Source organism: Arthrobacter sp. UCD-GKA, from assembly GCF_001863355.1.
Taxonomy (GTDB): Bacteria; Actinomycetota; Actinomycetes; order Actinomycetales; family Micrococcaceae; genus Paeniglutamicibacter.
The window spans coordinates 527841-550433 of sequence record NZ_MOLR01000001.1 but is presented as its reverse complement, the minus strand read 5'-3'; the positions used below and the strand labels follow the sequence as shown (position 1 = coordinate 550433).

The 22593-nt window shown below is 66.2% G+C and carries 21 protein-coding genes; 13 read left to right on the top strand and 8 right to left on the bottom strand.

Going from position 1 to position 22593, the window contains the following annotated elements; translation table 11 throughout:
* Positions 1–75 precede the first annotated feature (75 nt).
* On the top strand, positions 76–1434 hold the full coding sequence (locus tag BLJ79_RS02625) for a glutamyl-tRNA reductase (RefSeq protein WP_071213256.1): 1359 nt from the start codon (positions 76–78) through the stop codon (positions 1432–1434).
* Between the two features lie 133 nt (positions 1435–1567).
* On the opposite strand, the gene BLJ79_RS02620 is transcribed toward BLJ79_RS02625, so the two are convergent.
* On the bottom strand, positions 1568–2638 hold the full coding sequence (locus tag BLJ79_RS02620; protein ID WP_071213090.1) for an SH3 domain-containing protein: 1071 nt from the start codon (positions 2636–2638) through the stop codon (positions 1568–1570).
* Between the two features lie 156 nt (positions 2639–2794).
* Entirely contained in the window at positions 2795–4018 is a 1224-nt protein-coding gene (gene moeB, locus BLJ79_RS02615) for a molybdopterin-synthase adenylyltransferase MoeB (RefSeq protein WP_071213089.1), read from the bottom strand.
* Between the two features lie 93 nt (positions 4019–4111).
* Here moeB and BLJ79_RS02610 point away from each other — a divergent pair, with 93 nt between their 5' ends.
* Both BLJ79_RS02610 and BLJ79_RS02605 read left to right on the top strand, forming a co-directional pair.
* A complete protein-coding gene (locus BLJ79_RS02610) occupies positions 4112–4765 on the top strand; it encodes a TetR/AcrR family transcriptional regulator (RefSeq protein ID WP_071213088.1) in 654 nt (217 codons plus the stop codon).
* 71 nt (positions 4766–4836) lie between these two features.
* On the top strand, positions 4837–5058 hold the full coding sequence (locus tag BLJ79_RS02605) for a DUF3107 domain-containing protein (RefSeq protein ID WP_071213255.1): 222 nt from the start codon (positions 4837–4839) through the stop codon (positions 5056–5058).
* 72 nt (positions 5059–5130) lie between these two features.
* On the opposite strand, the gene BLJ79_RS02600 is transcribed toward BLJ79_RS02605, so the two are convergent.
* Positions 5131–5847, bottom strand: coding sequence for a 4a-hydroxytetrahydrobiopterin dehydratase (locus BLJ79_RS02600; RefSeq protein WP_083410949.1), 717 nt, complete (start codon positions 5845–5847; stop codon positions 5131–5133).
* 58 nt (positions 5848–5905) lie between these two features.
* On the bottom strand, positions 5906–6586 hold the full coding sequence (locus tag BLJ79_RS02595) for a ferritin-like fold-containing protein (RefSeq protein WP_071213086.1): 681 nt from the start codon (positions 6584–6586) through the stop codon (positions 5906–5908).
* Between the two features lie 76 nt (positions 6587–6662).
* Here BLJ79_RS02595 and BLJ79_RS02590 point away from each other — a divergent pair, with 76 nt between their 5' ends.
* The 6 genes from BLJ79_RS02590 to BLJ79_RS02570 all read left to right on the top strand — a co-directional run bounded on the left by BLJ79_RS02590 (position 6663) and on the right by BLJ79_RS02570 (position 13068).
* Positions 6663–8114 carry an RNB domain-containing ribonuclease gene (locus BLJ79_RS02590; protein ID WP_071213085.1) on the top strand — a complete coding sequence of 484 codons (1452 nt, stop codon included), beginning with the start codon at positions 6663–6665 and terminating at the stop codon, positions 8112–8114.
* A gap of 291 nt (positions 8115–8405) precedes the next feature.
* Positions 8406–10100, top strand: a complete 1695-nt coding sequence (locus BLJ79_RS02585; RefSeq protein ID WP_071213084.1) for a DEAD/DEAH box helicase — start codon at positions 8406–8408, stop codon at positions 10098–10100.
* 91 nt (positions 10101–10191) lie between these two features.
* Positions 10192–11061 (top strand): DNA-methyltransferase, encoded by an 870-nt coding sequence (locus tag BLJ79_RS02580; protein WP_071213254.1) that lies wholly within the window; start codon positions 10192–10194, stop codon positions 11059–11061.
* Positions 11062–11200: 139 nt separating this feature from the next.
* Positions 11201–11368 carry a hypothetical protein gene (locus BLJ79_RS23235; RefSeq protein WP_175475365.1) on the top strand — a complete coding sequence of 56 codons (168 nt, stop codon included), beginning with the start codon at positions 11201–11203 and terminating at the stop codon, positions 11366–11368.
* A 95-nt stretch (positions 11369–11463) separates the two neighbouring features.
* Positions 11464–12120, top strand: a complete 657-nt coding sequence (locus BLJ79_RS22740; RefSeq protein WP_139194674.1) for a DUF6318 family protein — start codon at positions 11464–11466, stop codon at positions 12118–12120.
* A 480-nt stretch (positions 12121–12600) separates the two neighbouring features.
* The gene (locus BLJ79_RS02570; RefSeq protein ID WP_071213082.1) at positions 12601–13068 is read left to right on the top strand and encodes a hypothetical protein; all 468 of its coding nucleotides are present in this window, start codon (positions 12601–12603) and stop codon (positions 13066–13068) included.
* A gap of 142 nt (positions 13069–13210) precedes the next feature.
* On the opposite strand, the gene BLJ79_RS23520 is transcribed toward BLJ79_RS02570, so the two are convergent.
* The 3 genes from BLJ79_RS23520 to BLJ79_RS02560 all read right to left on the bottom strand — a co-directional run bounded on the left by BLJ79_RS23520 (position 13211) and on the right by BLJ79_RS02560 (position 16561).
* Entirely contained in the window at positions 13211–13342 is a 132-nt protein-coding gene (locus BLJ79_RS23520; RefSeq protein ID WP_217641775.1) for a putative transporter small subunit, read from the bottom strand.
* A 23-nt stretch (positions 13343–13365) separates the two neighbouring features.
* Complete coding sequence (locus tag BLJ79_RS02565) at positions 13366–15048, bottom strand: sodium:solute symporter family protein (RefSeq protein WP_071213081.1); 1683 nt, start codon at positions 15046–15048, stop codon at positions 13366–13368.
* Positions 15049–15700: 652 nt separating this feature from the next.
* The gene (locus tag BLJ79_RS02560; protein WP_071213080.1) at positions 15701–16561 is read right to left on the bottom strand and encodes a PHP domain-containing protein; all 861 of its coding nucleotides are present in this window, start codon (positions 16559–16561) and stop codon (positions 15701–15703) included.
* A 217-nt stretch (positions 16562–16778) separates the two neighbouring features.
* Here BLJ79_RS02560 and BLJ79_RS02555 point away from each other — a divergent pair, with 217 nt between their 5' ends.
* A complete protein-coding gene (locus tag BLJ79_RS02555; protein ID WP_071213079.1) occupies positions 16779–18329 on the top strand; it encodes an aminopeptidase P family protein in 1551 nt (516 codons plus the stop codon).
* 164 nt (positions 18330–18493) lie between these two features.
* On the opposite strand, the gene BLJ79_RS02550 is transcribed toward BLJ79_RS02555, so the two are convergent.
* Positions 18494–19342: a YflT domain-containing protein gene (locus BLJ79_RS02550; protein WP_071213078.1), complete on the bottom strand. Its 849-nt coding sequence runs from the start codon at positions 19340–19342 to the stop codon at positions 18494–18496.
* Positions 19343–19492: 150 nt separating this feature from the next.
* Between BLJ79_RS02550 and BLJ79_RS02545 the strand changes: the two genes are divergently transcribed.
* From BLJ79_RS02545 to BLJ79_RS02535, 3 genes are read left to right on the top strand one after another with little or no spacing between them, the layout of a single operon-like run.
* Positions 19493–20830, top strand: a complete 1338-nt coding sequence (locus BLJ79_RS02545) for a magnesium transporter MgtE N-terminal domain-containing protein (protein WP_083410947.1) — start codon at positions 19493–19495, stop codon at positions 20828–20830.
* The gene (locus tag BLJ79_RS02540) at positions 20823–21446 is read left to right on the top strand and encodes a DUF1003 domain-containing protein (RefSeq protein WP_071213077.1); all 624 of its coding nucleotides are present in this window, start codon (positions 20823–20825) and stop codon (positions 21444–21446) included. The genes BLJ79_RS02545 and BLJ79_RS02540 overlap by 8 nt, the downstream gene beginning before the upstream one ends.
* Positions 21443–22552, top strand: a complete 1110-nt coding sequence (locus BLJ79_RS02535; protein WP_071213076.1) for an Mrp/NBP35 family ATP-binding protein — start codon at positions 21443–21445, stop codon at positions 22550–22552. The genes BLJ79_RS02540 and BLJ79_RS02535 overlap by 4 nt, the downstream gene beginning before the upstream one ends.
* The last annotated feature ends 41 nt before the right edge of the window (positions 22553–22593 follow it).

Here is a 22593-nt window from a genome sequence, read left to right as displayed (position 1 = left end):
ACGCTGCCTGGTATTTGGCGACCTGGTCACACCCGATGCTCTACAACCAGTAGAAGCGCTATCATGGGAGGCACTGTGGTTTTACTATCTCTCGTTGCCTCTCATTCAGACATCGACCTCGAGACCGTGGCAAAGATCAGTGCCGACGCCTCCCAGGTCGCTTCCGTCGTGCTCGCTTCGGCCAGCCCTGTTGCCGGCGCCATCACCCTGGCCACCTGCAACCGCTACGAAATCTATTGCGAAGTGCCGCAATCCGAGGACGTACCTGCCGCGCGCTCGGAGGTGATCACCCAGATCGCCGCCAGCACCGGGCTTTCCGAGGCCACCATCTCCACCGCGCTGGTCTCCAAGACCGAGACCGAAGTCATCGAGCACCTCTTTTCCGTCGGCGCCGGACTGGATTCCGCCGTCATCGGGGAGCGCGAGATCGCCGGCCAGGTGCGCCGCGCCCTGAACGAGGCGCAGGCCGCCGGAACCGCCACCGGTTCCCTGGTCCGGCTCTTCCAGGCAGCCTCGCGCACCGCCAAGGACGTCGGTTCGCGGACCTCGCTGGGATCGCGCGGCCTCTCGGTCGTCTCCGTGGCGCTGGATTTGGCCACCGACCTGAGCCGCGAGCCCGACTGGGGCTCCAAGAACATCGTCATCTTCGGCACCGGCGCCTACGCCGGGGCCACCATGTCGCTTTTGCGCGAGCGCGCCGCCCACAACGTGTCGGTGTTCTCCGCCTCGGGACGGTCCGAGGCGTTCGTCGCCACCCGCGGCGGCACCGCGCTGGACGAGTCCACGCTCGAGGCCGCCCTCGAGGCCGCCGATGTCATCATCGGGTGCAGCGGTTCCGACCACCGCCTGATGGCCTCCGACATCGCGACCCTCGACCGCGGCTCGCGCCCGCTGATCGCCATCGACCTGGCCCTGACCCACGACTTCGACCCGGAGCTCGGCTCGCTGGAAAACGTGGAGCTGATCAACCTGGAATCGGTGCGCATGGCCGCCCCCGAGGAGCAGGCGCAGTCGCTGCGCCAGGCCCGCGGGATCGTGGTCGACGCGGCCGAGGCCTTTGCCGCCGAACAGCGCGAACGTGCCGCCGATGCCGCCATCGTGGCCCTGCGCCGGCACACCCAAAAGGTCCTGGAGGCCGAGGTCGAAAAGGTCCGCGCCCAGCACGGCTGCACCGCCGCGGCCGAGGAAGTCGAATTCGCGATGCGCCGGATGATGCGCCAGCTGCTGCACGTGCCCACGGTCCGTGCCCGCGAGCTGGCCGCAGCAGGGCGCGCCGGGGACTACATCGACGCCCTGGAGACGCTGTACGGGCTTGAGGTCGAGGTGCCCATGGCGCCCTCGATGAAGAAACCGGGCACCTGCCCGGTGACCGGCGTCCAGGGCTCCGACGCCGGGAACCTCGCCGAGTCCGCCCCCGTCCAGCAGGCCGGATAGCCACCTCCCCCACCATGCCCGCCACACCGGTCGGGCCGGGCACGAGCCACCACGCAAAGGGCACCGCGGGAAACTTCTTCCCGCGGTGCCCCTTGCCGTCCACGGCCTGGCGTCCACGGCGTGCCGGTGTCGGTCAGGCCGGACGCTTGCCGGCGACCAGCTGGGCAGCCGCCCGCTTCTGCTCGCTGCTGCACTTGCCGTGGTACCCGGTGTAGTAGGTGCTCCCGTCGGCCAGGCGTCCGCTGCGCTTGGCGCCCATGGAATCGGACATGCAATCGGCCAGGTGCTCGATCCCGTATCCGTCGCGGCGCGGATTGATCTTCTCCGCATGGCGCACCAGCGTCGAGAAACCCCGGGGATACGCCTTGAACTGCATGATGTGCGCGCATTCGTGCAGGGCTACGGCCTTGAGCGGTGCCGCGCCCGGGTCCGGGTGGCCCACCCGGCTCAGCGTGATGCGCAGTGGACTGGACTGCGCGTAGTACTCGTCCTTGCGGTGGCTCACCCGCACGGTGATCCGCGGGCAGTGCCTGGCGATGTGCTTGGACACCGCAGCGCCCCATGCCGCGTCCGAGTACGTCCGGGCGCCCGGGCCCACGGCCGTGCCCAGTGAAACCTTCTTCACGTGCTTCAGCGCAACCCAGCCGGTCTTTCCCTTGTACTGGACCCGGACCCAGGAACGCGGCTTGTTCCGGGCGTTGTCCACGGTGCCGAGGGTGTAGTCCCGCCCGATGGTCGACAGCTTCTTGCCACCGTTGGCCTTCGAACGCAGGACGGTCGACTGTCTGGCGGTGTACTTGGTCACGACCAGGCGCTTGAGCTGGTTGGACCTGACCCAGCCGGTGCGGCCCAGGAACGTGATCTGGGTGTAGCCCTTCGAGGTCTTGCCGGTGCCCCACACCGTGTATCCCTTGCTGGCCGACCCCAACCGGGCCCCTGCGCCCTTGCCGCTGCGCGGCTTGATGGTGGCGGTGGCGACGTAGTGCGGCCTTGACGCGCCGACGGTGCCGGACCCGGCCAACACGATCGGCCGGGCGGATGATTCGGCCTGCATCGCCGGCGCCTTCGACAAAGCGGCGGCAGGATCCGCCAGGGGCATCGCGAGGATGGCGGCCGAACCCGGCCCCTCGCCTGCCGACGGTGCGGACAGCAGGCCCTGGGTGAGGGCCAGTGCGCCAACGAGCGCAAACAGGAATGCTTTCATGCGGTGCCTTAAACATCAGTGCCCTCCCCAGCGAGCAACACTTCAGTGTGAACACTCACAGGGTAGTGGAACCCCCGGGCGCACCGGGGCCGCCGCGCCACGGCCGCATCGCCCCGGAAACCGGAGAATCCACCGCTGACAAGCTGGTCCCAGGCGTCAGTAGGCGGGCATGCGCGGATCCACATCGCTGATCCAGTCCAGGATTCCGCCCGCGACATGACGCACCTGCGCATAGTCCCGTTCCAGCAGGTAGCGCAGCACCTCCCCGGAACGGCCCCCCGACTTGCAGTGCAGGATGATCTCCCGGTCCCGGGGCAGCTCGATTTCCCCGCCCAGGATCGCCCCGCGCGGGGCGAGGATCGCCCCGGGGATCGAGGCGATTTCGGCCTCGCCCGGCTCCCTGACATCGACCAGCAGGAAGTCTTTCTTCCCCTCGGTGCGCAGCTCGAGCAGGCGCGCCAGCTCCCTGGCGTCGATGCTGTGCGCGGCCATCTGCGCCAGCCCCTGGGCATCCAGCACGGGGGCCGAGCAGAAGTCGTCGTAGCTTTCCAGCAGGCCGGTGATCGGCGGGACATCGGGATCGGGCAGCAGCGACACCTCCCGCCAGGTCATGTCCAGCGAGTCCAGGATCAACAGGCGCCCCAACAGCGAGCGGCCGACCCCGGTGACCAGCTTGATGGCCTCGGCCACCATCACCGAGCCGATCTGCGAGCACAGCACCCCGAAGACCCCGCCCTCGGCGCAGGAGGGAACCGTGCCCGCCGGCGGCGGGGTCGGATACAGGTCGCGGTAGTTCGGGCCGTGGGCGTCCCAGAACACCGACACCTGGCCGTCGAAGCGCAGGATCGAGCCCCAGACGTACGGGATGCCGGCGAGCGCGGCCGCATCGTTGACCAGGTAGCGGGTGGCGAAGTTGTCGGTGCCGTCCAGGACCAGGTCGTAGTGGCCGAAGAGCTCCACGGCGTTGGAGGCATCCAGCCGGTGGTTGTGCACCCGCACGGTGACCAGCGGGTTCAGTTCCTTGATGCGCGCGGCGGCGGATTCGGTCTTCGGCATCCCCACGGTGAGGGTGGAGTGGATGACCTGGCGCTGCAGGTTGCCCAGGTCCACCTCGTCGTCGTCGATGATGCCCAGGGTTCCCACCCCGGCCGCGGCCAGATAGAGCAGCGCGGGGGCGCCGAGCCCGCCGGCGCCGATGACCAGCACCCGGGCATTCTTCAGCCGGCGCTGCCCCGTCATCCCGATCTCCGGGATGATGATCTGGCGCGAGTAGCGCAGCAATTCCTCCGGCAGCAGTTCGTCCCCGGGCGGCACGAGGGCCGGGAGCCGGCCGGCGGTGGCGTTCTCGAACCGGGTGGTGGGGTCGTTGCGATGGTTCATGTATTCACCATAATGCTTGCGCGGCGCGTTGGCGCCGGTCCGGCATCCGTCGTTACCCAAGAGTAGACTTGTGCGGAATGTCGCCCGTATTCGATGCGGGCGGCGAGCTTTCGCGAAAGGGCCGATGTGACCACTCCCCCAAGCCGCGGCGGACGGACCCAACGGATGCCGCGCGAGGCCCGTCGCCGCCAGCTGCTCAACGCGGCCCACCAGGTCTTTGTGGCCCACGGGTACCACGGGGCCTCGATGGATGAGATCGCCGAGGTTGCCGAGGTGTCCAAGCCGGTGCTGTACCAGCACTTCCCGGGCAAGCGGGAGCTGTATGTGGCGCTGCTCGATGCGCACATGGACGAGTTCAGCGCGCTGCTGCAGCAGGCCATCAATTCCACCACCGACAACAAGTTGCGGGTGGGCGCCACGATTCGCGCCTACTACGAGTACATCTCGCGGGATTCGCAGGCGTTTCGGCTGATCTTCGAATCCGACCTGCTCAACGACGAGTTGATCGGCGGGCGCATCGAGGCGTTCAACGCGAAGTTCGCCGGGCGCATCGCCGACGTGGTTGCCGAGGACACCAGGCTTCCCCCGGCCCAGGCCCTGCTAATGGGCCGGGCCATGGCCGGGATGGCCCAGGTCTCGGCCCGCTACTGGGTGGATATGGCCGACGAGGTGCCCATGGAAGAGGCCAGCGATCTGGTCTCGCGTTTAGCTTGGCGCGGAATCGGTCGTTTCCCCAAGGAATCCTGACGTAAATTCGACACTAGATGTTGGTCGGCGCCACCGGGCTCCGGCACATGCAACAAACCAGGAAGGCCACCATGGACGTTCGCATTGGAATTCAGAATGTTGCCCGCGAGATCGTGATCGAGTCCGCCGAGGACGCCGAGGAGTTGGCCAAGCGCGTTTCCGACGCGCTGGCAGCAGGCGGGGAACTCCGCCTCACCGACTCCAAGGGCCGCCTCATGCTGGTGCCCGTCGCGGGCATCGCGTATGTCGAAATCGGTGTCGAGGAAGCACGCCGCGTGGGCTTCGCCCACTAGGCACCGGGGCGCCAGGCAGGTGGGGAGGAACGGGAAACCGTTCCTCCCCACCTGTTTAAGCCTCCGCCGGGGCTACTGGAAAGCCGGCGGTTCGTCGCTCAGCTCGGTGTTCAGGCCCACGCGGTTGCCGTCGGCGTCCGTGTAGATGCTCAGGGCCGGCGCGTGGGTCCGGTCCCCGGCGCCTGCGTGCGGCTGAAGTGCTTCCTGGAGCGCTTCCAACCCGGAATGGGAAATGAACTTCTCGACGTGGATGCGGTTGGCACGTGGCGTTGCGGTGTCCTCGAAGCGGATCCGCGGGTTGCGGCCCTCGGGATCCACCAGGAACCCGTCGCGTCCCTTGCGGTAGCCCATGGCACCGGTCCAGAAGTCCTCCAACCTGGCCGGATCCTGCGTCTCGATGCCCAGGGCGACGTCCTGGTGGCGGTCGGGCACCGCGACGGCCCCCGAGTCGGAGGCGGCGAATTCAAGCAGCGACGCCAGGGCCACGTCGCGCAGGGTGACTTCGTCGCCCACGTCGTGGGAGGTGGTGCGAAGGAAGATGGTGGTCGACCGCCAGTCGACATCCGGGTGGTGGCCCTGGTGCTCGGCGGCCTCCGCCACCAGTGCGAGGAAGTCGACGGCTTCCCGGGTGTCCGGGAACGCCCAGGCGCAGACCAGCGCTCCTTCCCGCTTCCTCCACGACGGCAGTTCCTTCAGCGCCCTGGCGATCTCGTAGTCGGTCAGGGCGCGGGTGGGTGAGTCCTTGTCAAGGCCCATGGTGGTGGTTCTCGTTTCTTGTGGTGCTGTCATTGGTCGGTGTGTGCCCCGGCTCGGGCGGGCGGCACTGGGCAGGCCCAAGCGGGCAGGCTCAGGCGGTCATCCCCAGCTGGCGCATGCGCCGCGAGTGGTTCTCCACCAGCCGGGCAAAGAGCCGCGTCATTTCCTGGCCGCGGCCATCGGGGCCCTGAAGCTGCAGGGCACCCCAGTAGTCGTACTTCTCGCCGATCTCCCTGGCCTGGGTCAGCGCCTCGCCCAGCAGCCGCCGGCCCCAGAGCGCCAGGCGCGAGGCCCGCTCAGGATGGTCGGTGATGGCCAGTTGCAGCCGCTCGCGCAACCACTCGGTGTTCGCCTCGGACGTCTTGACCTGGTGCACCAGGGTGCGCACTTCCGCTTCCAGCCCGGAGGCAATCAGCGCGTAGAAGTCGGCGGCGACCCCGTCGATCACATACGCCTTGGTCAGCGACTCGTACCAGTCCCCCGGCTTGGTCCGCCGATGCATCTCGTCCAGCGAGGCCATGAACGGCTCGATGACCTCCTGCGGGTCCAGTCCTCGCTCGGCAATGCGCTCGCGCACCATCTCGAAGTGCCCGAACTCCTTCACGGCGAAGCGGCCCAGGGTTTCGCGGTCCACCAGGGTCGGCGACAGCCGCGCGTCGGAGGACAGGTGCTCGAAGGCCGTCAGTTCCTGGTAGGCGATCAGCCCCATCAGGGCCAGCTCCGCGTCGTCGGCTGCGGCCGCCGAGCCATAGGTCAAGGGTGTTTTGGTCATGGGTTCAGCGTACTCGGGGCCCAACACGCTCGGCACGTCGATGCCACGGCGGCGGCCGGGTGGTTATGCTGGCGTTGTGAGCCACCAATACATCGCATTGACCCCCGAGGCCCGGAGCACCGCACTGGCCCAGGCCCTCAAGGCCCTGGAAACGGAGTTCGAGGTTCGTTCCGAGTTCCCGGCCGAGGTGCTGGAGGAGGCCAAGCGCGCGATCGCGGACTTCGAGCTGCCGGCCATCGACAAGCGAGACATCGAGCTGGTCACCATCGACCCGGCCAGCTCCACCGACCTGGACCAGGCCCTGCACCTGTCGCGCAGCGACGACGGCTACCTGGTGCACTATGCGATCGCCGACGTGCCCGGCTTCGTGGCCCTCGGCGGCACCCTCGACGCGGAGACCAGGCTGCGCGGGCAGACCGTGTACCTGCCGCACCGGCGGATCTCGCTGCACCCCGAATCCATCAGCGAGGACGCCGGTTCGCTGTTGCCGAACCGGGACCGCAGCGCCTACCTGTGGACCTTCACCCTCGATGGCCAAGGCGCGGTCACCGGCACCGGCCTGCAGCGGGCCATCGTCCGCAGCCGGGAGAAGCTCAGCTACGTCGGCGTCCAGGAGTCCCTCGACGCGGGCACGGCCAGCGAAATGCTGCAATTGCTGCGCGAGGTCGGGCTCAAGCGCATCGAACTGGAACGGGCCCGCGGCGGGGCCTCGCTGCGCATCCCCTCCCAGGAGGTCGAATGCATCGACGGCACCTACAAGATCGTCTCCGACGCCCCGCTGCCGGTGGAGGACTGGAACGCGCAGGTCTCCCTCATGACCGGGATGGAGGCGGCCCGCATCATGCTCGAGGCGAGGGTCGGGCTGCTGCGCACCATGCCCGCCCCGGCCCAGAAGGACATCGACATCTTCCGGCTCCAGGCCAAGGCGCTGGGCGCCGTGTGGGAGCCGACCCAGCCCTATGGCGAGTTCCTGCGCTCGCTGGACCTGGCCGACCCGCGGCAGCTTGCCCTGATGCACCAGGCCACCAGCCTGTTTCGCGGCGCCACCTACACCGCGATCGACGGAGAACTGCCCCGGGACACCTTCCAGGCCGCCATCGCCGCGCCCTACGCACACACCACGGCCCCGTTGCGCCGACTGGTGGACCGCTTCGCGCTGCTGGTCTGCTCCTACGCGGTCACCGGCCAGGAAGTTCCCCGGGGACTGCGCGAGGTGCTGCCGACGCTGCCGGAATTGATGAACGACTCCAACCGCGTCGTGAACAAGATCGAACGCGCGGCCATCGACACCGTGGAGGCCGCCTCGCTGGCCCACCGCGTGGGCGAACGCTTCCGTGCGGTGACCCTGACCGCTTCCGGGGAATCCCCCAACGGCAACCACCGCTCGCTGGGGACCCTCCAGCTGGATTCCCCCGCCGTCATGGCTCCGTTCGAGGGCACTTCGCAGGCCGGGGTGCAGGTCGAGGTGGAACTGGTGCATGCGGACCCGGCCAGCCGCAAGGTGCTCTTCCGCATCGTGGGCGCCTAGCGTCTCCTCCGGGCCCGGCAGCGAGGCCCGGTCGGTAAATACCGCGATTTGACCCGGTGCACGATATGCTTGAACGGTATACAAGGATGCCCGGTCGCGTACCTTGAAAAGAATTCATGCGGGATTACCCAGCGACTTCCGCGCCCCACGTGGTCAGATCCACTTGACCGCTAGCTAAGCCTGCGATCGGCTCCGCTGGAAGCACCTCGATTGTGGTGGACCTCCGACCCCTCCTTCCCGGAAGTCACGGGAACGGTCGTCGAGCACCCCTTTCCCAAGGTGCCTAAACGAATGAGACCCCCTGTGTTGAATACAGAACACCAGCTCACCGCCGATTCGGCGTCTGAGGCAGTGGACATCGAAGAAACCCTGTCCACCGATGAAACCCCGCACGAAATCCCGCAGCTGACCTTCGCCGACTTCGGCGTGCGCGCCGACATCGTCGAGTCCCTGACGGACGCCGGGATCATCCACCCCTTCCCGATCCAGTCGATGACCCTCCCGGTCGCGCTGGGCGGGCACGACATCATCGGCCAGGCCAAGACCGGCACCGGCAAGACCTTCGGCTTCGGCATCCCCGCGCTGCAGCGCGTGATCGGCCCGGACGACGAGGGCTACGACAAGCTCCCGGTCCCCGGCGCCCCGCAGGCCCTGATCGTCGCCCCGACCCGCGAACTCGCGGTCCAGGTCGCCACCGACATCGCCAAGGCAGCCACCAAGCGCAACGCCCGCATCGCCACGATCTACGGCGGACGTGCCTACGAACCGCAGATCGAGCAGCTGAACAACGGCGTCGAGATCGTGGTCGGCACCCCCGGGCGCCTGATCGACCTGCACCGCCAGCGCCACCTGAACCTCAAGAACGTGCGCATCGTGATCCTCGACGAGGCCGACGAGATGCTTGACCTGGGCTTCCTGCCCGACGTCGAGACCCTGCTGGCCGCGACCCCCGCGATCCGCCAGACCATGCTCTTCTCGGCCACCATGCCCGGCCCGGTCATCGCGATGGCCCGCCGCTACATGACCAAGCCGACGCACATCCGCGCCGCGGACCCGGACGACGACTCCATCACCAAGAAGGACATCCGCCAGGTCGTCTACCGCGCCCACCAGCTGGACAAGGACGAGGTCGTCGCCCGCATCCTGCAGGCCGAAGGCCGCGGCCGGACCATCATCTTCACCAAGACCAAGCGCTCGGCAGCCAAGCTGACCGACGAGCTGATCGATCGCGGTTTCGCCGCCGGCGCCATGCACGGCGACCTGGGCCAGGGCGCCCGCGAGCAGGCCTTGCGCGCCTTCCGCAACAACAAGGTCGACGTGTTGGTCGCCACCGACGTCGCTGCCCGCGGCATCGACGTTGACGACGTCACCCACGTGATCAACCTGCAGTGCCCTGAAGACGAGAAGACCTACTTGCACCGCGTGGGCCGCACCGGCCGCGCCGGCAACAAGGGCACCGCCGTGACCTTCGTGGACTGGGAAGACGTTCCGCGCTGGGGTTTGATCAACAAGGCCCTGGGCCTGAACGTCACCGACCCGGTGGAAACCTACTCCTCCTCCCCGCACCTCTATGCGGACCTGAACATCCCCGCCGGCACCAAGGGCCGCCTGCCGCGCCACGCGCGCAAGCTCGAGGGCCTAGCCGGAGAGAAGCTCGAGGACCTGGGCGAGACCGGCAAGAAGAACGCCCCGCGTTCCGGCGGCCGTTCCTCCGAGGGCGGGCGACGCGGCGAACGCACGGAGCGCTCTGACCGTTCGGAACGCAGCAACAGCGGTGAGCGCGGCGGACGCCACGGCCATTCGCGCGGCCGTTCGGACCGTCCGGCACGCGAGGGCGAACGCCACCGCGAAACGGCCGTCGCCGCCGATGCCGCCGATGCCGGTGAGCAGTCCGCTGCCGCCGCCGATCGCCCGGCCCGCAACCGCACCCGCAGCCGCACCCGCCGCCGCGACGGCGAAGTCGTGACCAACAACGACGCCGAGTAGATTGACGCCCAGCCACTAGATGACGTTGACCAGCATTCCTGACGGGCCCATCGCCGATCCCTTGCCGGAAACCGATGGGCCCGCCGAGGCCATGGCGGCCCGCACGTGGGACCCCACCGGGCCCAACCTGATCGTCCATGCGGAAAATGCGGCGTTCCTGCCGACGCTTCCGGACGAAACATTCACCCTGATCTACGTCGACCCCCCGTTCAACACCGGGCGGACGCAAAAGCGCCAGGTCACCACCGCGGTCCGTGCGGCCGCCGGCAAGGGCGACCGGGTCGGATTCCAGGGCCGGAGCTACTCCACCCTGCGCGGGGACCTGCACAGCTACGACGACGCCTTCGACGACTACTGGTCATTCCTGGAACCGCGCCTGCGGGAGGCCTGGCGGCTGTTGGCCGACGACGGCACCTTGTACGTGCACCTCGACTACCGCGAGGTGCACTATGCCAAGGTGATGCTCGATGCGATCTTCGGCCGAGAGTCGTTCCTGAACGAGATCATCTGGGCCTACGACTACGGGGCGCGCGCCAAGTCCCGCTGGCCGGCCAAGCACGACAACATCCTGGTGTACGTGAAGAACGCGAAGACCTACCACTTCGACAATGCCGAGGTGGACCGCGAGCCGTACATGGCCCCCGGTTTGGTCACCGCGGAAAAGCGTGAGCGCGGTAAATTGCCCACCGATGTCTGGTGGCACACCATCGTCTCGCCCACGGGCAAGGAAAAGACCGGGTACCCGACGCAGAAGCCCGAGGGCATCCTGCGCCGGATCATCAACGCCAGCTCGCGAGAGGGCGACTGGGTCCTTGACTTCTTCGCCGGCTCCGGCACCACCGGGGCCGTATCCCAGGCGCTGGGCCGCCGGTTTGTCTGCGTGGACGAGAACCCGCAGTCGATTGCCGTGATGACCAAGCGCATCCCGAAGGCCACGGTCCTGAGCATGTTTGAAGACTGAGCACCTGCGCGCAAGCTGCATCTGGTCGGCGGTCGGGTGAACGCCATGTCCACCCACTGGATCTGCCGCTACACTGAACCCCAAGTTGTCTCGATTCCCCGAGGCGACTTGGGGTTCAGTCTTTTCAGGATGGATCACCATGACCGAGATTGATTCGCGTGCCCAGCTTGCGGCAATGCTTGCCGAACAAGCTCTCCAGGTGGCGACCAAGCTCAAGCCCGGCTCCTGGGAGTCCGTGCAGGCGTTGTCCACACTGTCCATCGCACAGAGCCTGCTGACCATGAACCAGCAACAACAGGAGCCCTGACGGCCGGCCGGGCCTGTGGACAACCCCTCCCAAACATTTGGCAACGGGGTTAGGATGTCTGCTACTTGACTCCAACCGAATCGTAGGCCGTTGGCATGTTTGCGAAATTCAAAAAGGTCATGCTCGTCTTCTGCTCCGGCGTGCTCCTCCTAGCAACGGTAGGATGCGGCGGTAACGCCGCCCCAGTCGGGCCAACCAACTCGCCTCCGACGGCTGAAACAACCGCAACGAGTTCGTCCCCGGCGCCATCGCCGACCCCCACCGCGAAGCCAACTCCCACTCCTGTACCGGGCAGCCCGAAAGGCCCGGCAAAGAATTGGCCGGTCCCCAAAATGCCGGATGTTGCAAGGGAAAGAACCGAAGCGGGGATCATTTCCTTCACAGAACATTGGTTCGACGTTCTCGAGTACATGTATGTCACCAATGAGACCAAGCAGCTGAAAGAAATCACTCGGCCGCAGTGCATCGAATGCGCTGAGAACTTTATTGATCCAGCCGACGGACTCGCGAATAGCGGCGCTTGGTCCACGGGTGGAAAGCTCGATGCAAAGGTAACGCTGGCTGTCGTGACAGACAGCAAGTCCGGTCTTGCCAATTTCCGGCTCGACCGAGAGGATCTACTGATCTACGACCGGAACGGCGAGTACAACGGGAAGCTTCCAGGGACAGCAAAGGCTGACGTTGGGGCGCTTGTTCTTGAGTATTCTGACGGCTGGAAAGTCGTCAATCTTCAATGGCTCGATTCTAAGTGAGCTCAAATGAACCGCTTGAAGTTTTTCGCCACGGGATCAGCTTTGATGCTAATAGCTGCCTTCTTTGTAAGCATGGATGCTGAAGTTGCTTTTGCTTGTCCGGATGCCGAGTACTCCACAAATGGCAGCGGATACGAAGCCACGGGTCCGGGATGCCCTTTCCAATCGGAGGGCAAAACATACGGCGATAAGCAACCGGGCCGAACTCACACGATCAACAACGGCCCCAAGATCCGTTACGAAGTGACCTATTTCCAAGAATGCAGTCCTGCGATGACCCTTATCAGGTCCTGCTCTGCCAATTCAGACGCTCCGTGTCCCGATGGAAGCTACCCCCTGACCCGACTCATTAAGGCGCTCAACGGGCCTCGCGCCGGGCAGACCATTTCACTTCGACAATATTGCTCGACTGAACCGGCGATTGAGGTTCCTGGAGCAGAAAGCGACATTGCAAGGGTGACTCCGGACCAATTCCGCAGAATGCCTCTTGCCGCTTCGAGCATTGTCAGCCAGCCCGAGAACTTCTCGCTGCGCAACGGGCACGCCCACCTGTACGCGCAGTCCGAACCCCAGGACTTCAACATCACCCTGTTCGACCAGGACATCCGGGTGCGCGCGATCCCCGTTTCCTACCTGTGGACCTACGGCGACGGAACCACCCGGACGCTCGCATTCCCCGGCGGCCCCGTCGCCGAGCGCGGCTTCGACGAGGCCACCAGCACCAGCCACGTCTACCAGGACACCGGCGACTTCAAGGTCGGCCTGACCACCCGGTTCCGCGGCGAGTACTCGACCGAGGGCGGCCCCTGGACCCCGATCCCGGGCGTCGCCAACGTGCCCAGCGAGCAGGTCACGATGAGCGTGTGGCGGACCAAGAAGATCCTGGTCGCCGAAAACTGCACCCAGAACAGTGAGGCTCCGGGATGCAACTCGTTGTTTGACGAGTAGATTGTAATCGCTGCTCACCTTTCCAACGGCCCAGATGAAACTTGGGCGACGAAGCCCCGATGCTCCGCCATTTCAGGAAGAGCATCGGGGCTTCTACAAGCGGGGTCGAGTAGTTGGTCGCCAGGGACGAAACAACCTGCGACTACACCAAGCTGCGGCCTTCGGCGCGGGCCTGCTTCCATTCACGGAAGAACGCCCGAATGATCACGAAGAGGGTTCCGGCAACGACGACTGGCCAGATCAGGACGTATACGGTCAACCAAAAGATTTCCATTGTTGTCTCCTGCTTCCTTTTCTCTACTTGCGGTTGGCTACGGGGTCGGTGTCGCGCTTGATCGTCTCGATGGGGTCGAAGTCACCAACGTGATCCTTGATCGTGCTGAAGTCGAAGTTCTGCTTCGAACGCACCGACATCGCGTAACAGATGATCGTCGAGACCGAATAGGCCACCAGCGATCCGCTGAGCACTGCATACTCATGCAGTGCACCCATTGCGAACGGAGCAGCGACGACAATGGCCACGACGCCCACGATGCGGGCTACCTTCAATCCGAAGAAGCCAAAGGTCATCAGACCAAGGACGACGCCGACACCGACGATACCGAGAACGTCCACGGCATATCCGGTGAATCCCGACATCGAGATCCATTCGAAGCGCACCGGCACGAACAACGCCAGCGCCGCCAGGGTCGAGACGGTGAAGGCCTTGTTGGTGACCTTCTTCCAGTAGAAGCTTGCGATGACCGGGAAAACCAACGCTCCCCAGAGTGCACCTACGAATACCAACAGGTCCAGGATGTTCATCTGGCCGCTGGCGAAGAAGAGACCCGCAGCGGTGGCAAGGATCATGGTGATGCGTCCAACCAGCAACATGGTTTTCGGCTTGACGTTCTTCTTGCCAACCGTCTGGCCGTAGAGGTCCGTCATGGCGATGGAGGAGAGCGCTGCCAGGTCCGAGTCCGCCGTGGACGACAACGACCCAAGAATCATGATGAAGAAGACGCAGAGCAGGACCGGACCGAGGTAAGTGACAGCCAACTGCGGAATCAGGTTGTTCGTGTCGCCGTCCATCGGGGTGATACCCGCATACAGGGCGATGACGCCGAGCATGCCGAATCCGATCACCGTGGCGCCATAGCCAATGGTCGCCGTAATGAAGGTCGGCTTGATGAGGTCCTCACGCACGGCAAAGAGCCGCTGGGCAATCGTCTGGTTGCCGATGGCATAGGCCAGAACGGCTGCAATGTACGGAGCACCCTGGTTCAGGAATGCCTCGGACGAGAAGAAGTTGGCCTGCTGCACAGTCAGGTTCGAGGCGCCGGATTCAAAGAGTCCGGGTCCTCCGGCGGCAAAGAACACCACCGGGATGATGATGACCACTGCACCGAGCATCGCCACCACTTGCGCGAAGTCAGTCAACACCGAGGCACGGAATCCGGACCATAGCGTGTAGAGCAAGATGCCTGCGGCAACTGCGATGATTCCTTGGCGGAAGCTGAAAGGCGAGAGCAGCGCAATCAGCGCGCCGCCAGCGATGAAGTTCGACGTCAGCGAGATGACGCTGCCCAGGATGTTTGAGCCTGCGAGCATGAGCTGGCTGGACCGTCCGTGACGGGCATACATGACCTCGGCCAGGGTGTGTGCCTTTGGCGCAACCGCACGGATCCTCCGACCAAAGGGGTAGATGAATAGAATCATCAAGGCCCCCCAAAGGCCATAGTGAATCGGCCCGGAAATGCCATAGGTGTAGCCAGACGTAGCCGAAGCGTACATCGACGCAGCCCATATCCATGTCGCGGTCATACTTGCCGCCGAGACACCGAATCCAATTTTATTGCCGGCAGTCATATAACCATCGGCATTTTCTTTCTTCTTGCCAATAAACAGAGTCATCACGAATGTGCCTCCGTAAAAAAGCACCAACAACCCCAGGACAACCGATCCAGCGAGAAGTTGATATTCTCCGCTTTGGAGATCCATATCTGTCCTCTCATCATAGGAATTCCGCCGGAAAATTCCTATTACATGCGCGCTGGCCAACAAAGGGCACAATTGAGATCGACTTCGTGTACACGAAATCGGCAAGGCATCCGGCGTGGACGCATTCAGAGCGCGCTAAACCACCCGGTCATCACGCCGGACTATTGGACTTCGGCTATTGGTCGCGGGAGGTTATCCTCACCAACGCGACGCCGTTCCATGTCCAATATGACGGCGAAATTCATGCCGTCGTGGTTGTGAGTTGCTTCGTGAAACCTTGGAACTAAGCTCAACAAAAATATTTCACTCAGCGAAGCAACTAAAACGATAGTAGCAGGAATGCGATGAGATCGCTCGCGGGAGAGGTAACGATCCGGGACACCGCAGCKGGGAACGACCCGCCACTCCCTACGCTGAAGCACTCACAACCAGCAATGCTGATTGGAAAGATATAGAATTCTCCGAATCGTTATTGCGTTGGTTATTGCGATTCCCGCCGCTTATCTTTGGCGACGAATTTGGCTCGTCGAAACCGTAGATAACGCGCGGGACGATGAGCCACTCAGCGCACAGCTCAGAGTCGGGAATTGCAACAAAAAAGAACCCGTTGCCCGTTCAGGACGGGCAGCGGAGGTGCTCCGAAAGCAGCTGTTCAGAACAGGTCGGGCATGCCCACCGGGGCTGTGCCGGTACCTGCTTGGAGAATCCTCTGGAGCATCTCGATGGTGGTGGTGTTTTCACCAAGCATGTTCGGCTTGCCGGTCCCGTGGTAATCGGATGACCCGGTAACAATCAAGTCGTGTTCGGCGGCGATGGCACGCAAGTACCTCCGGCCTTCTTCCGGGTTGTCACGGTGGTTGATTTCCAGGCCCAGCAGACCGGCCTCAATCATTTGTTCGAATGTTTCCTCGCCGACCACCCTGCCCCGGGCGGATGCAACGGGGTGCGCAAATACGGGCACACCCCCCGCCTCGCGCACGAGTTTGACGGCGGTCACCGGATCCATGGCGTAATGCCCGACGTAGTAGCGTGAACGCGCGGTCAGCACTTGGGCGAAGGCCTCGGTGCGCGTCCTGACAACCCCTGCGGTCACCAGCGCGTCGGCAATGTGTGGTCGACCGATGGTTGCGCCGGGGGCCGTGTGGCGGGAGATCATGTCCCAGTCCACCGGGTAGTCCTCCGCGAGCAACTCCACCATGCGCCGGGCGCGGGTGATGCGGGCGTCGCGGGCCTTGTCGATTTCCTCAATCAGCCCCGGATGCGAAGGATCATGCAGGTAGGAAAGCAAATGAACGCTGATGCCGAGCTCCGTCTTGCAGGAGATCTCCATCCCCGGGACCAGCCCGATGCCAAGCTCGAGAGCGGCTTCACCGGCCTCCTGCCACCCGGCGGTCTGGTCGTGGTCGGTCAAGGCAACCACGTCCAGTCCAGCTAGCTTGGCCGAGGCAATCAAATCGGCGGGAGGCTCCGTCCCGTCGGAAACGTGTGAGTGAGCATGAAGGTCGATCCGCATAGCTCTCAGGGTATCCCCTCTCTGACTGGCAACGGGCGCGATCCCCCGGTGTTCTTCCCGGGACGAACACCTCCGGGACCACCGTGGGTCGATGCCGCGACTTCGACGGACAGTTGGGGGCCTGATCGGGCCGATAGCAGGGACCGCGCCCGCGTTGGCACCACGCACAGTGCCGGGCGCCTTGGCGTATGCGCCCGGGCTTTGAGACGATTGGTCAATGAGCACTGATGCAACCACCACCACCGGCAGCGACCAGCCCCTCGAAGAGCGCGTGAACAACCGTTCCCAGCGCCCCAACTCCGAGGCTTTCAAGGCATTCATGGCGTCCTCTTGGGCTCCCGACACCGCCGAACTTCCCGGCCAGGACGAAGTGGCACCGTATGCGGCCAAGCGCCGCGCCGCGATTTCCGCCCGCTTCCCGGGCGAGCGCCTGGTCATTCCGGCCGGACCGCACAAGGTCCGCTCCAACGACACCGACTACCGCTTCCGCCCGCACTCGGGCTTCGCCCATCTGACCGGCCTGGGCCTTGACCACGAGCCCGACGCGGTCCTGGTCATGGAGCCGGCCACTGAGGGTTCCGGGGACAACGGTTCGAACCATGTTTCCACGCTCTACTTCGCCCCGATGGCCGGTCGCGATTCCGAGGAGTTCTACTCCAGCGCCCGCAGCGGCGAATTCTGGATTGGCCCGCGCCCGACCCTGGCCCTGCTGCAGGCCCGACTGGGCCTGCCCACCGCAGACCTCACCGGCCTGGAGTTCGCCATCACCACCGATGCCGGCGTGGTGGAATTCGGCGGCATGCGCATCCGCCTGCTGCGCGATGTCGATTTGAACTGCGACGCACTGGTCGACACCTCCCGCATCAACACCGGCGTGGACCTGGAAGCCTCCGACGCCCTGGACGGGGAACTCACCGAGGCCTTGAGCGAGATCCGCCTGGTCAAGGACGCCTGGGAAATCGGCGAGATGAAGAAGTCGGTGGCCGCCACCGTCAACGGCTTCCACGAAGTGGTCAAGTCGCTGGACCGTGCCATGACCCACGAGCGCGGCGAGCGCGTGGTCGAGGGCGCCTTCTTCGCCCGTGCCCGCGAAGAGGGCAACGACTTGGGTTACGACACCATCGCCGCCTCGGGCAACAACGCCACGGTGCTGCACTGGATCAACAACAACGGCACCGTCAACGACGGCGACCTGCTGCTGCTGGACGCCGGGGTGGAGGCCGAGTCGCTGTACACGGCCGACGTCACCCGCACCCTGCCGGTCAACGGCACCTACACGGAGGTGCAGCGCAAGATCTACCAGGCGGTGCTCGACGCGGCCGATGCCGCCTTCGCCGTCGCCAAGCCCGGCACCAGGTTCCGCGACCTGCACACCACCGCCGTCACGGTGCTGGCGCGGAACCTCGACGCCTGGGGCCTGCTGCCGGTGCCGCTGGAAGAGGCGCTGTCCCCCGAGGGCCAGCAGCACCGCCGCTGGATGCCGCACGGCACCAGCCACCACCTGGGCCTGGACGTGCACGACTGCGCGCAGGCCAAGGCCGATCTGTACCTGGACGGGATCCTGGAGGAGGGCATGGTCTTCACCATCGAGCCGGGGCTGTACTTCAAGAACGAGGACCTTGCCGTGCCGGCGGAATACCGCGGCATCGGCGTGCGCATCGAGGACGACGTACTGGTCACGGCCGACGGATGCGTGAACCTCTCCGCGGCGCTTCCCCGCACCCCGGCCGACGTCGAGGCCTGGATGGCGCAGGTCCGCAAGGGCTAGATCCGGCTGCGACCCGGCGGATGACCCCTGGCATGGCAACGGCGGTCCCCACCCTTTCGGGTGAAGGACCGCCGTTGGTGTTTCACGTTGTATCACGGGGCCGCCTGTGGCCTTGCGTCCCTCCGGTTCGCGTACCGGTTTGGCCGGGTCGCGGCCTGCCCGGCCTAGGAGTGCTTGCCGTGTTCCGCCTGGTTGTGCTTGTGCGCCTCTGGGCCCGATCCGTTCGGCGCCGGTGCATCGCCATCAGCAGGTGCGTCCGCTTCGGGCTTCGTTTCCGGCTCCGCGGCCGGCTCGGGCGCGGGTGCGGGTGCCGGCTCGGGTGCGGGAACAACGGCAGGTGGGTTGTCCTGGATCCGGATGCCGAACTGGGGGCGCCCGTCGGGCAGGTCCGAATAGCTGCCCGTCGACGGGGCGGACGGCACCGTGGGTGCCTCGGGCTGGGCGGGCGCCTGGGTCTGCGCCGGAGGCTGGTGCTGGTGCGTGCCGTGGTTGGCGCCGACCCCGGCGTCAGCGGCCGTGCGGCTCATCGGCAGCTTGGCGGCCATCGCGCGTGCAGCATGCGCATGGGAGAACGACACCACCACGTCGTAGCTGGTGGCCAGCACCTGGGACTGCGAGGCGAAGTCGCGCTTGCCGCGCCTGAACGAGTAGCTCACCACGCCCACCAGCATCCAGATGGCCATGCCGATGCCCACCGAGGACAGGATCTGCGCCAGCGCATTGGAGCCCGGGCTGAAGATGGTCAGCACCAGGCCGACGAACACGCCGAACATCGCGCCCTGCGCCGCACCCGCGGCGGCAACCTTCGGGTAGCTGAGCTTGGCGGTGACCCGCTCCACGGACTTGAGGTCGTTGCCCACGATCGTGAGGTTCGCGACCGGGAAGTCGTTGTCGGCCAGGTAGTCGACCACTTTCTGCGCGTCCAGGTACGTGTTGTAGCGCCCCAAAAGCTCGCCGCGCGGCAGGCCGAGCGAGTTCGGGTTGGACGGGGACGCACCAAGTGGGGAAGACATATATCCATTGTGCACGTTGCGCGGGCAGAAGACCGGGCTTGATCGCTGAAGGTGAAAGCGCGGGCGGCGCGCCGCGGGGTTTGGCGGCGTCGCGCTCAACACATCGACCAAACCGGGTCCGGGTGCGGCGTAGGCAGTAGCCTAGAGAGCGTGAGCAGCAATTCTACGAAGGTCTTCATCGCACGCCTGCTGGGCCTTGACGTCTTTGACCCCCTGGGCGACCGCCTGGGACGGCTGCGCGATGTCGTGGTCATCTCACGCCTGGCCACCAAGCCCGCCCAATGCGTCGGCGTGGTCGTCGAGGTGCCCGGCAAACGGCGGGTCTTCGTGCCCATGACGCGCATCCAGGCCATGGAGTCCGGGCAGATCATCTGCACCGGCCTGGTGAACATGCGCCGCTTCGTCCAGCGCGGCGCGGAGATCCTGGTCGCGGCCGAGCTCTTCGACCRGCGCGTGGTCTTCGAGGACGGCAGCGGCAACGCCGTGGTCGAGGACATCGGGCTGGCCCGCGAACGCAACGGGGACTGGATCATCTCCGACTACTACGTTCGCCGCGGCGACCCGGCCTCCGGGCTGCTGGGACTGCGCCGGGCGCGCGGGGAGCGGCTGCTGGTGCCCTGGGACGCGATCATGCACACCGCGCTGCACGAGCCGCAGGCCGCCAGCACCTACGTCGCCGCCCACGACGAGATGAAGCCCGCCGACTTCGCCGACGCGCTGCACGAGATGAACCAAAAGCGCCGCGTCGAGGTCGCCTCCGAGCTGCAGGACGAACGCCTGGCCGACGTGCTGCAGGAGATGCCCGACGACGAGCAGGTGCAGATCATCTCCGCCCTGGACATGGAACGCGCCGCCGACGTGCTGGAGGAAATGGACCCCGACGACGCCGCCGACCTGTTGGGCGAGCTCTCCGAGGACACCAAGCACGCACTGCTCGAATTGATGGAGCCCGAGGAGGCGCGCGACGTGCGCCGCCTGCTCGAATACGCCGAGGGCACCGCCGGGTCGATGATGACCCCGGTCCCGGTGATCCTCTCCCCCGAGGCCACCGTCGCCGAGGCCCTGGCCGCGGTCCGCCGCGAGGAATTGAGCCCCGCGCTGGCCTCCACGGTGTTCGTCACCCGTCCCCCGCTGGAGACCCCCACGGGGCGCTACCTGGGGGCGGTGCACATCCAGGCGCTGCTGCGCACCCCGCCGCCGGAATCCCTGGGCAACATCCTGGACTCCGACGTCGAGCCCATCGACGACCAGGCGGGCGTCGCCGAGGTCGCCCGCACCCTGGCCAGCTACAACCTGACCTCGCTGGCCGTGGTGAACGACGACGGCCGGCTGGTCGGGGCGGTGACCGTGGACGACGTGCTGGACCACCTGCTGCCCGACGACTGGCGCACCCACGACGACCACCCCGACGGCGCCGCCGTGCATGTCCCGGACACCGAGGTGTCCGGCACCCCGAAACCACCAGTGAATGGAGGGCCCCATGGCTGAAAACCGGCGGGTGTCGACCGGCCTCGACACCCCGATGACCGCGCGTGCCCGCTTCTTCCCGCGCTTCTCCCCGAACCCGGACCGGTTCGGGTCCAGCACCGAGAAGTTCGCTCGCTTCATGGGCACCCCGCAGTTCCTCTTCTACATGACGATCTTCTGCGTGTTCTGGCTGATCTGGAACACCATGGCCCCCGAGGGCTGGCGCTTCGACTCCGCGGCGCTGGGCTTCACCGCGCTGACCCTGATGCTCTCGCTGCAGGCCTCCTACGCGGCCCCGCTGCTGCTGCTGGCCCAGAACCGGCAGGACGACCGCGACCGGGTCTCGCTGTCCGAGGACCGCGGCCGGGCCGAACGCAACCTCTCGGACACCGAGTACCTCACCCGCGAGCTCGCCGCCCTGCGCATTGCCCTGCGCGACGTCGCGACCCGCGACTACGTCCGCTCCGAGCTGCGCTCGGCCCTGGAGGACCTGCTGGAAACCAGCGACGGCGAGGAACTGAACCTGCGCGCCCGGAACCCGCGGCGCCGCGACCGCACCTCCACCAACACCGGGCTGATCCCCCAGGTCCCCGCGCCGCGCCGCGAACGGCGCACCCGAAGGAACGACACCCCATGAGCCTTGAACCCCGGCTCCTTGAAGCACTGGCCACCGTCCAGGACCCCGAGCTGCGCCGCCCCATCACCGAGCTGGGCATGGTCGAATCGGCCGTCCTGGCCGATGGCGCCGCACATGTGAAGGTGCTGCTGACCATCGCCGCCTGCCCGATGCGCTCCACCATCGAGTCCGACGTCTCCGCCGCCCTGGCGGGCCTGCCAGAGGTCCGCGAGGTGAAGCTGGAGCTGGGCGTGATGAGCCCGACGCAGCGGGCCGAGCTGCGCGAGTCGCTAAAAAGCCGCTCCGTCCCGTTCTCCGACCCCTCCTCGCTGACCCGGGTCATCGGCATCGCCAGCGGCAAGGGCGGGGTCGGCAAGTCCTCGCTGACCGCCAACCTGGCCTGTGCGATGGCCGCGGACGGGTTGCGCGTCGGGCTCATCGACGCCGACGTGCACGGCTTTTCCATCCCCGGGCTGCTGGGCATCCCGGAGGCGAAGCCCACCCGCGTGGACGAGATGATCCTGCCGCCCGTGGCCCACGGGGTGAAGGTCATCTCCATCGGCATGTTCGTGCCGGACAACAAGCCGGTGATCTGGCGCGGGCCGATGCTGCACCGGGCGCTGGAGCAATTCCTCACCGACGTGCACTTCGGGGACCTGGACGTGCTGCTGCTGGATTTGCCCCCGGGCACCGGGGACATCGCCATCTCCGTCTCCCAGCTTTTGCCCGGCTCCGAGCTGGTGGTGGTCACCACCCCGCAGGCCGCCGCCGCCCAGGTCGCCGAGCGCGCCGGGTCCATTGCGGTGCAGACCGGGCAGAAGGTCGTGGGCGTCATCGAGAACATGAGCTGGCTGGTGTTGCCCGACGGGTCCACCATGGAGGTCTTCGGCGCCGGGGGCGGGGCGGAGCTGGCCAAGCGCCTGGAGCTGGTGCTGGGCACCGAGGTTCCGCTGCTGGGGCAGGTCGCACTGGATCCGATGCTGCGGGCCGGGGGCGACGCGGGGGTCCCGCTGGTGCTCTCGCACCCCGAGTCGCCGGCAGCGGTGCAGATCGTTGCCATGTCAAGGGCCCTCACCCGCCGCCCACGCGGCCTGGCGGGCCTGAAACTGGGCGTCACCCCGGTCTAGGCGCCCCGACGCCCCCACCGGGCTCCTGCCGCGCCGGCCGG

Bases quoted from the DNA above. Each gene is read 5' to 3' on its own strand.
- BLJ79_RS02555 (WP_071213079.1), top strand. From the start codon at position 16,779: ATGAGCACTGATGCAACCACCACCACCGGCAGCGACCAGCCCCTCGAA.
- BLJ79_RS02550 (WP_071213078.1), bottom strand. From the start codon at position 19,342: ATGTCTTCCCCACTTGGTGCGTCCCCGTCCAACCCGAACTCGCTCGGC.
- BLJ79_RS02600 (WP_083410949.1), bottom strand. From the start codon at position 5,847: ATGACAGCACCACAAGAAACGAGAACCACCACCATGGGCCTTGACAAG.
- moeB (WP_071213089.1), bottom strand. From the start codon at position 4,018: ATGAACCATCGCAACGACCCCACCACCCGGTTCGAGAACGCCACCGCC.
- BLJ79_RS02610 (WP_071213088.1), top strand. From the start codon at position 4,112: ATGCGGGCGGCGAGCTTTCGCGAAAGGGCCGATGTGACCACTCCCCCA.
- BLJ79_RS23520 (WP_217641775.1), bottom strand. From the start codon at position 13,342: ATGGAAATCTTTTGGTTGACCGTATACGTCCTGATCTGGCCAGTCGTC.
- BLJ79_RS02540 (WP_071213077.1), top strand. From the start codon at position 20,823: ATGGCTGAAAACCGGCGGGTGTCGACCGGCCTCGACACCCCGATGACC.
- BLJ79_RS02560 (WP_071213080.1), bottom strand. From the start codon at position 16,561: ATGCGGATCGACCTTCATGCTCACTCACACGTTTCCGACGGGACGGAG.
- BLJ79_RS02565 (WP_071213081.1), bottom strand. From the start codon at position 15,048: ATGGATCTCCAAAGCGGAGAATATCAACTTCTCGCTGGATCGGTTGTC.
- BLJ79_RS02605 (WP_071213255.1), top strand. From the start codon at position 4,837: ATGGACGTTCGCATTGGAATTCAGAATGTTGCCCGCGAGATCGTGATC.
- BLJ79_RS02580 (WP_071213254.1), top strand. From the start codon at position 10,192: ATGGCGGCCCGCACGTGGGACCCCACCGGGCCCAACCTGATCGTCCAT.
- BLJ79_RS02595 (WP_071213086.1), bottom strand. From the start codon at position 6,586: ATGACCAAAACACCCTTGACCTATGGCTCGGCGGCCGCAGCCGACGAC.
- BLJ79_RS22740 (WP_139194674.1), top strand. From the start codon at position 11,464: ATGTTTGCGAAATTCAAAAAGGTCATGCTCGTCTTCTGCTCCGGCGTG.
- BLJ79_RS02535 (WP_071213076.1), top strand. From the start codon at position 21,443: ATGAGCCTTGAACCCCGGCTCCTTGAAGCACTGGCCACCGTCCAGGAC.
- BLJ79_RS02620 (WP_071213090.1), bottom strand. From the start codon at position 2,638: ATGAAAGCATTCCTGTTTGCGCTCGTTGGCGCACTGGCCCTCACCCAG.
- BLJ79_RS02585 (WP_071213084.1), top strand. From the start codon at position 8,406: ATGAGACCCCCTGTGTTGAATACAGAACACCAGCTCACCGCCGATTCG.
- BLJ79_RS02570 (WP_071213082.1), top strand. From the start codon at position 12,601: ATGCCTCTTGCCGCTTCGAGCATTGTCAGCCAGCCCGAGAACTTCTCG.
- BLJ79_RS23235 (WP_175475365.1), top strand. From the start codon at position 11,201: ATGACCGAGATTGATTCGCGTGCCCAGCTTGCGGCAATGCTTGCCGAA.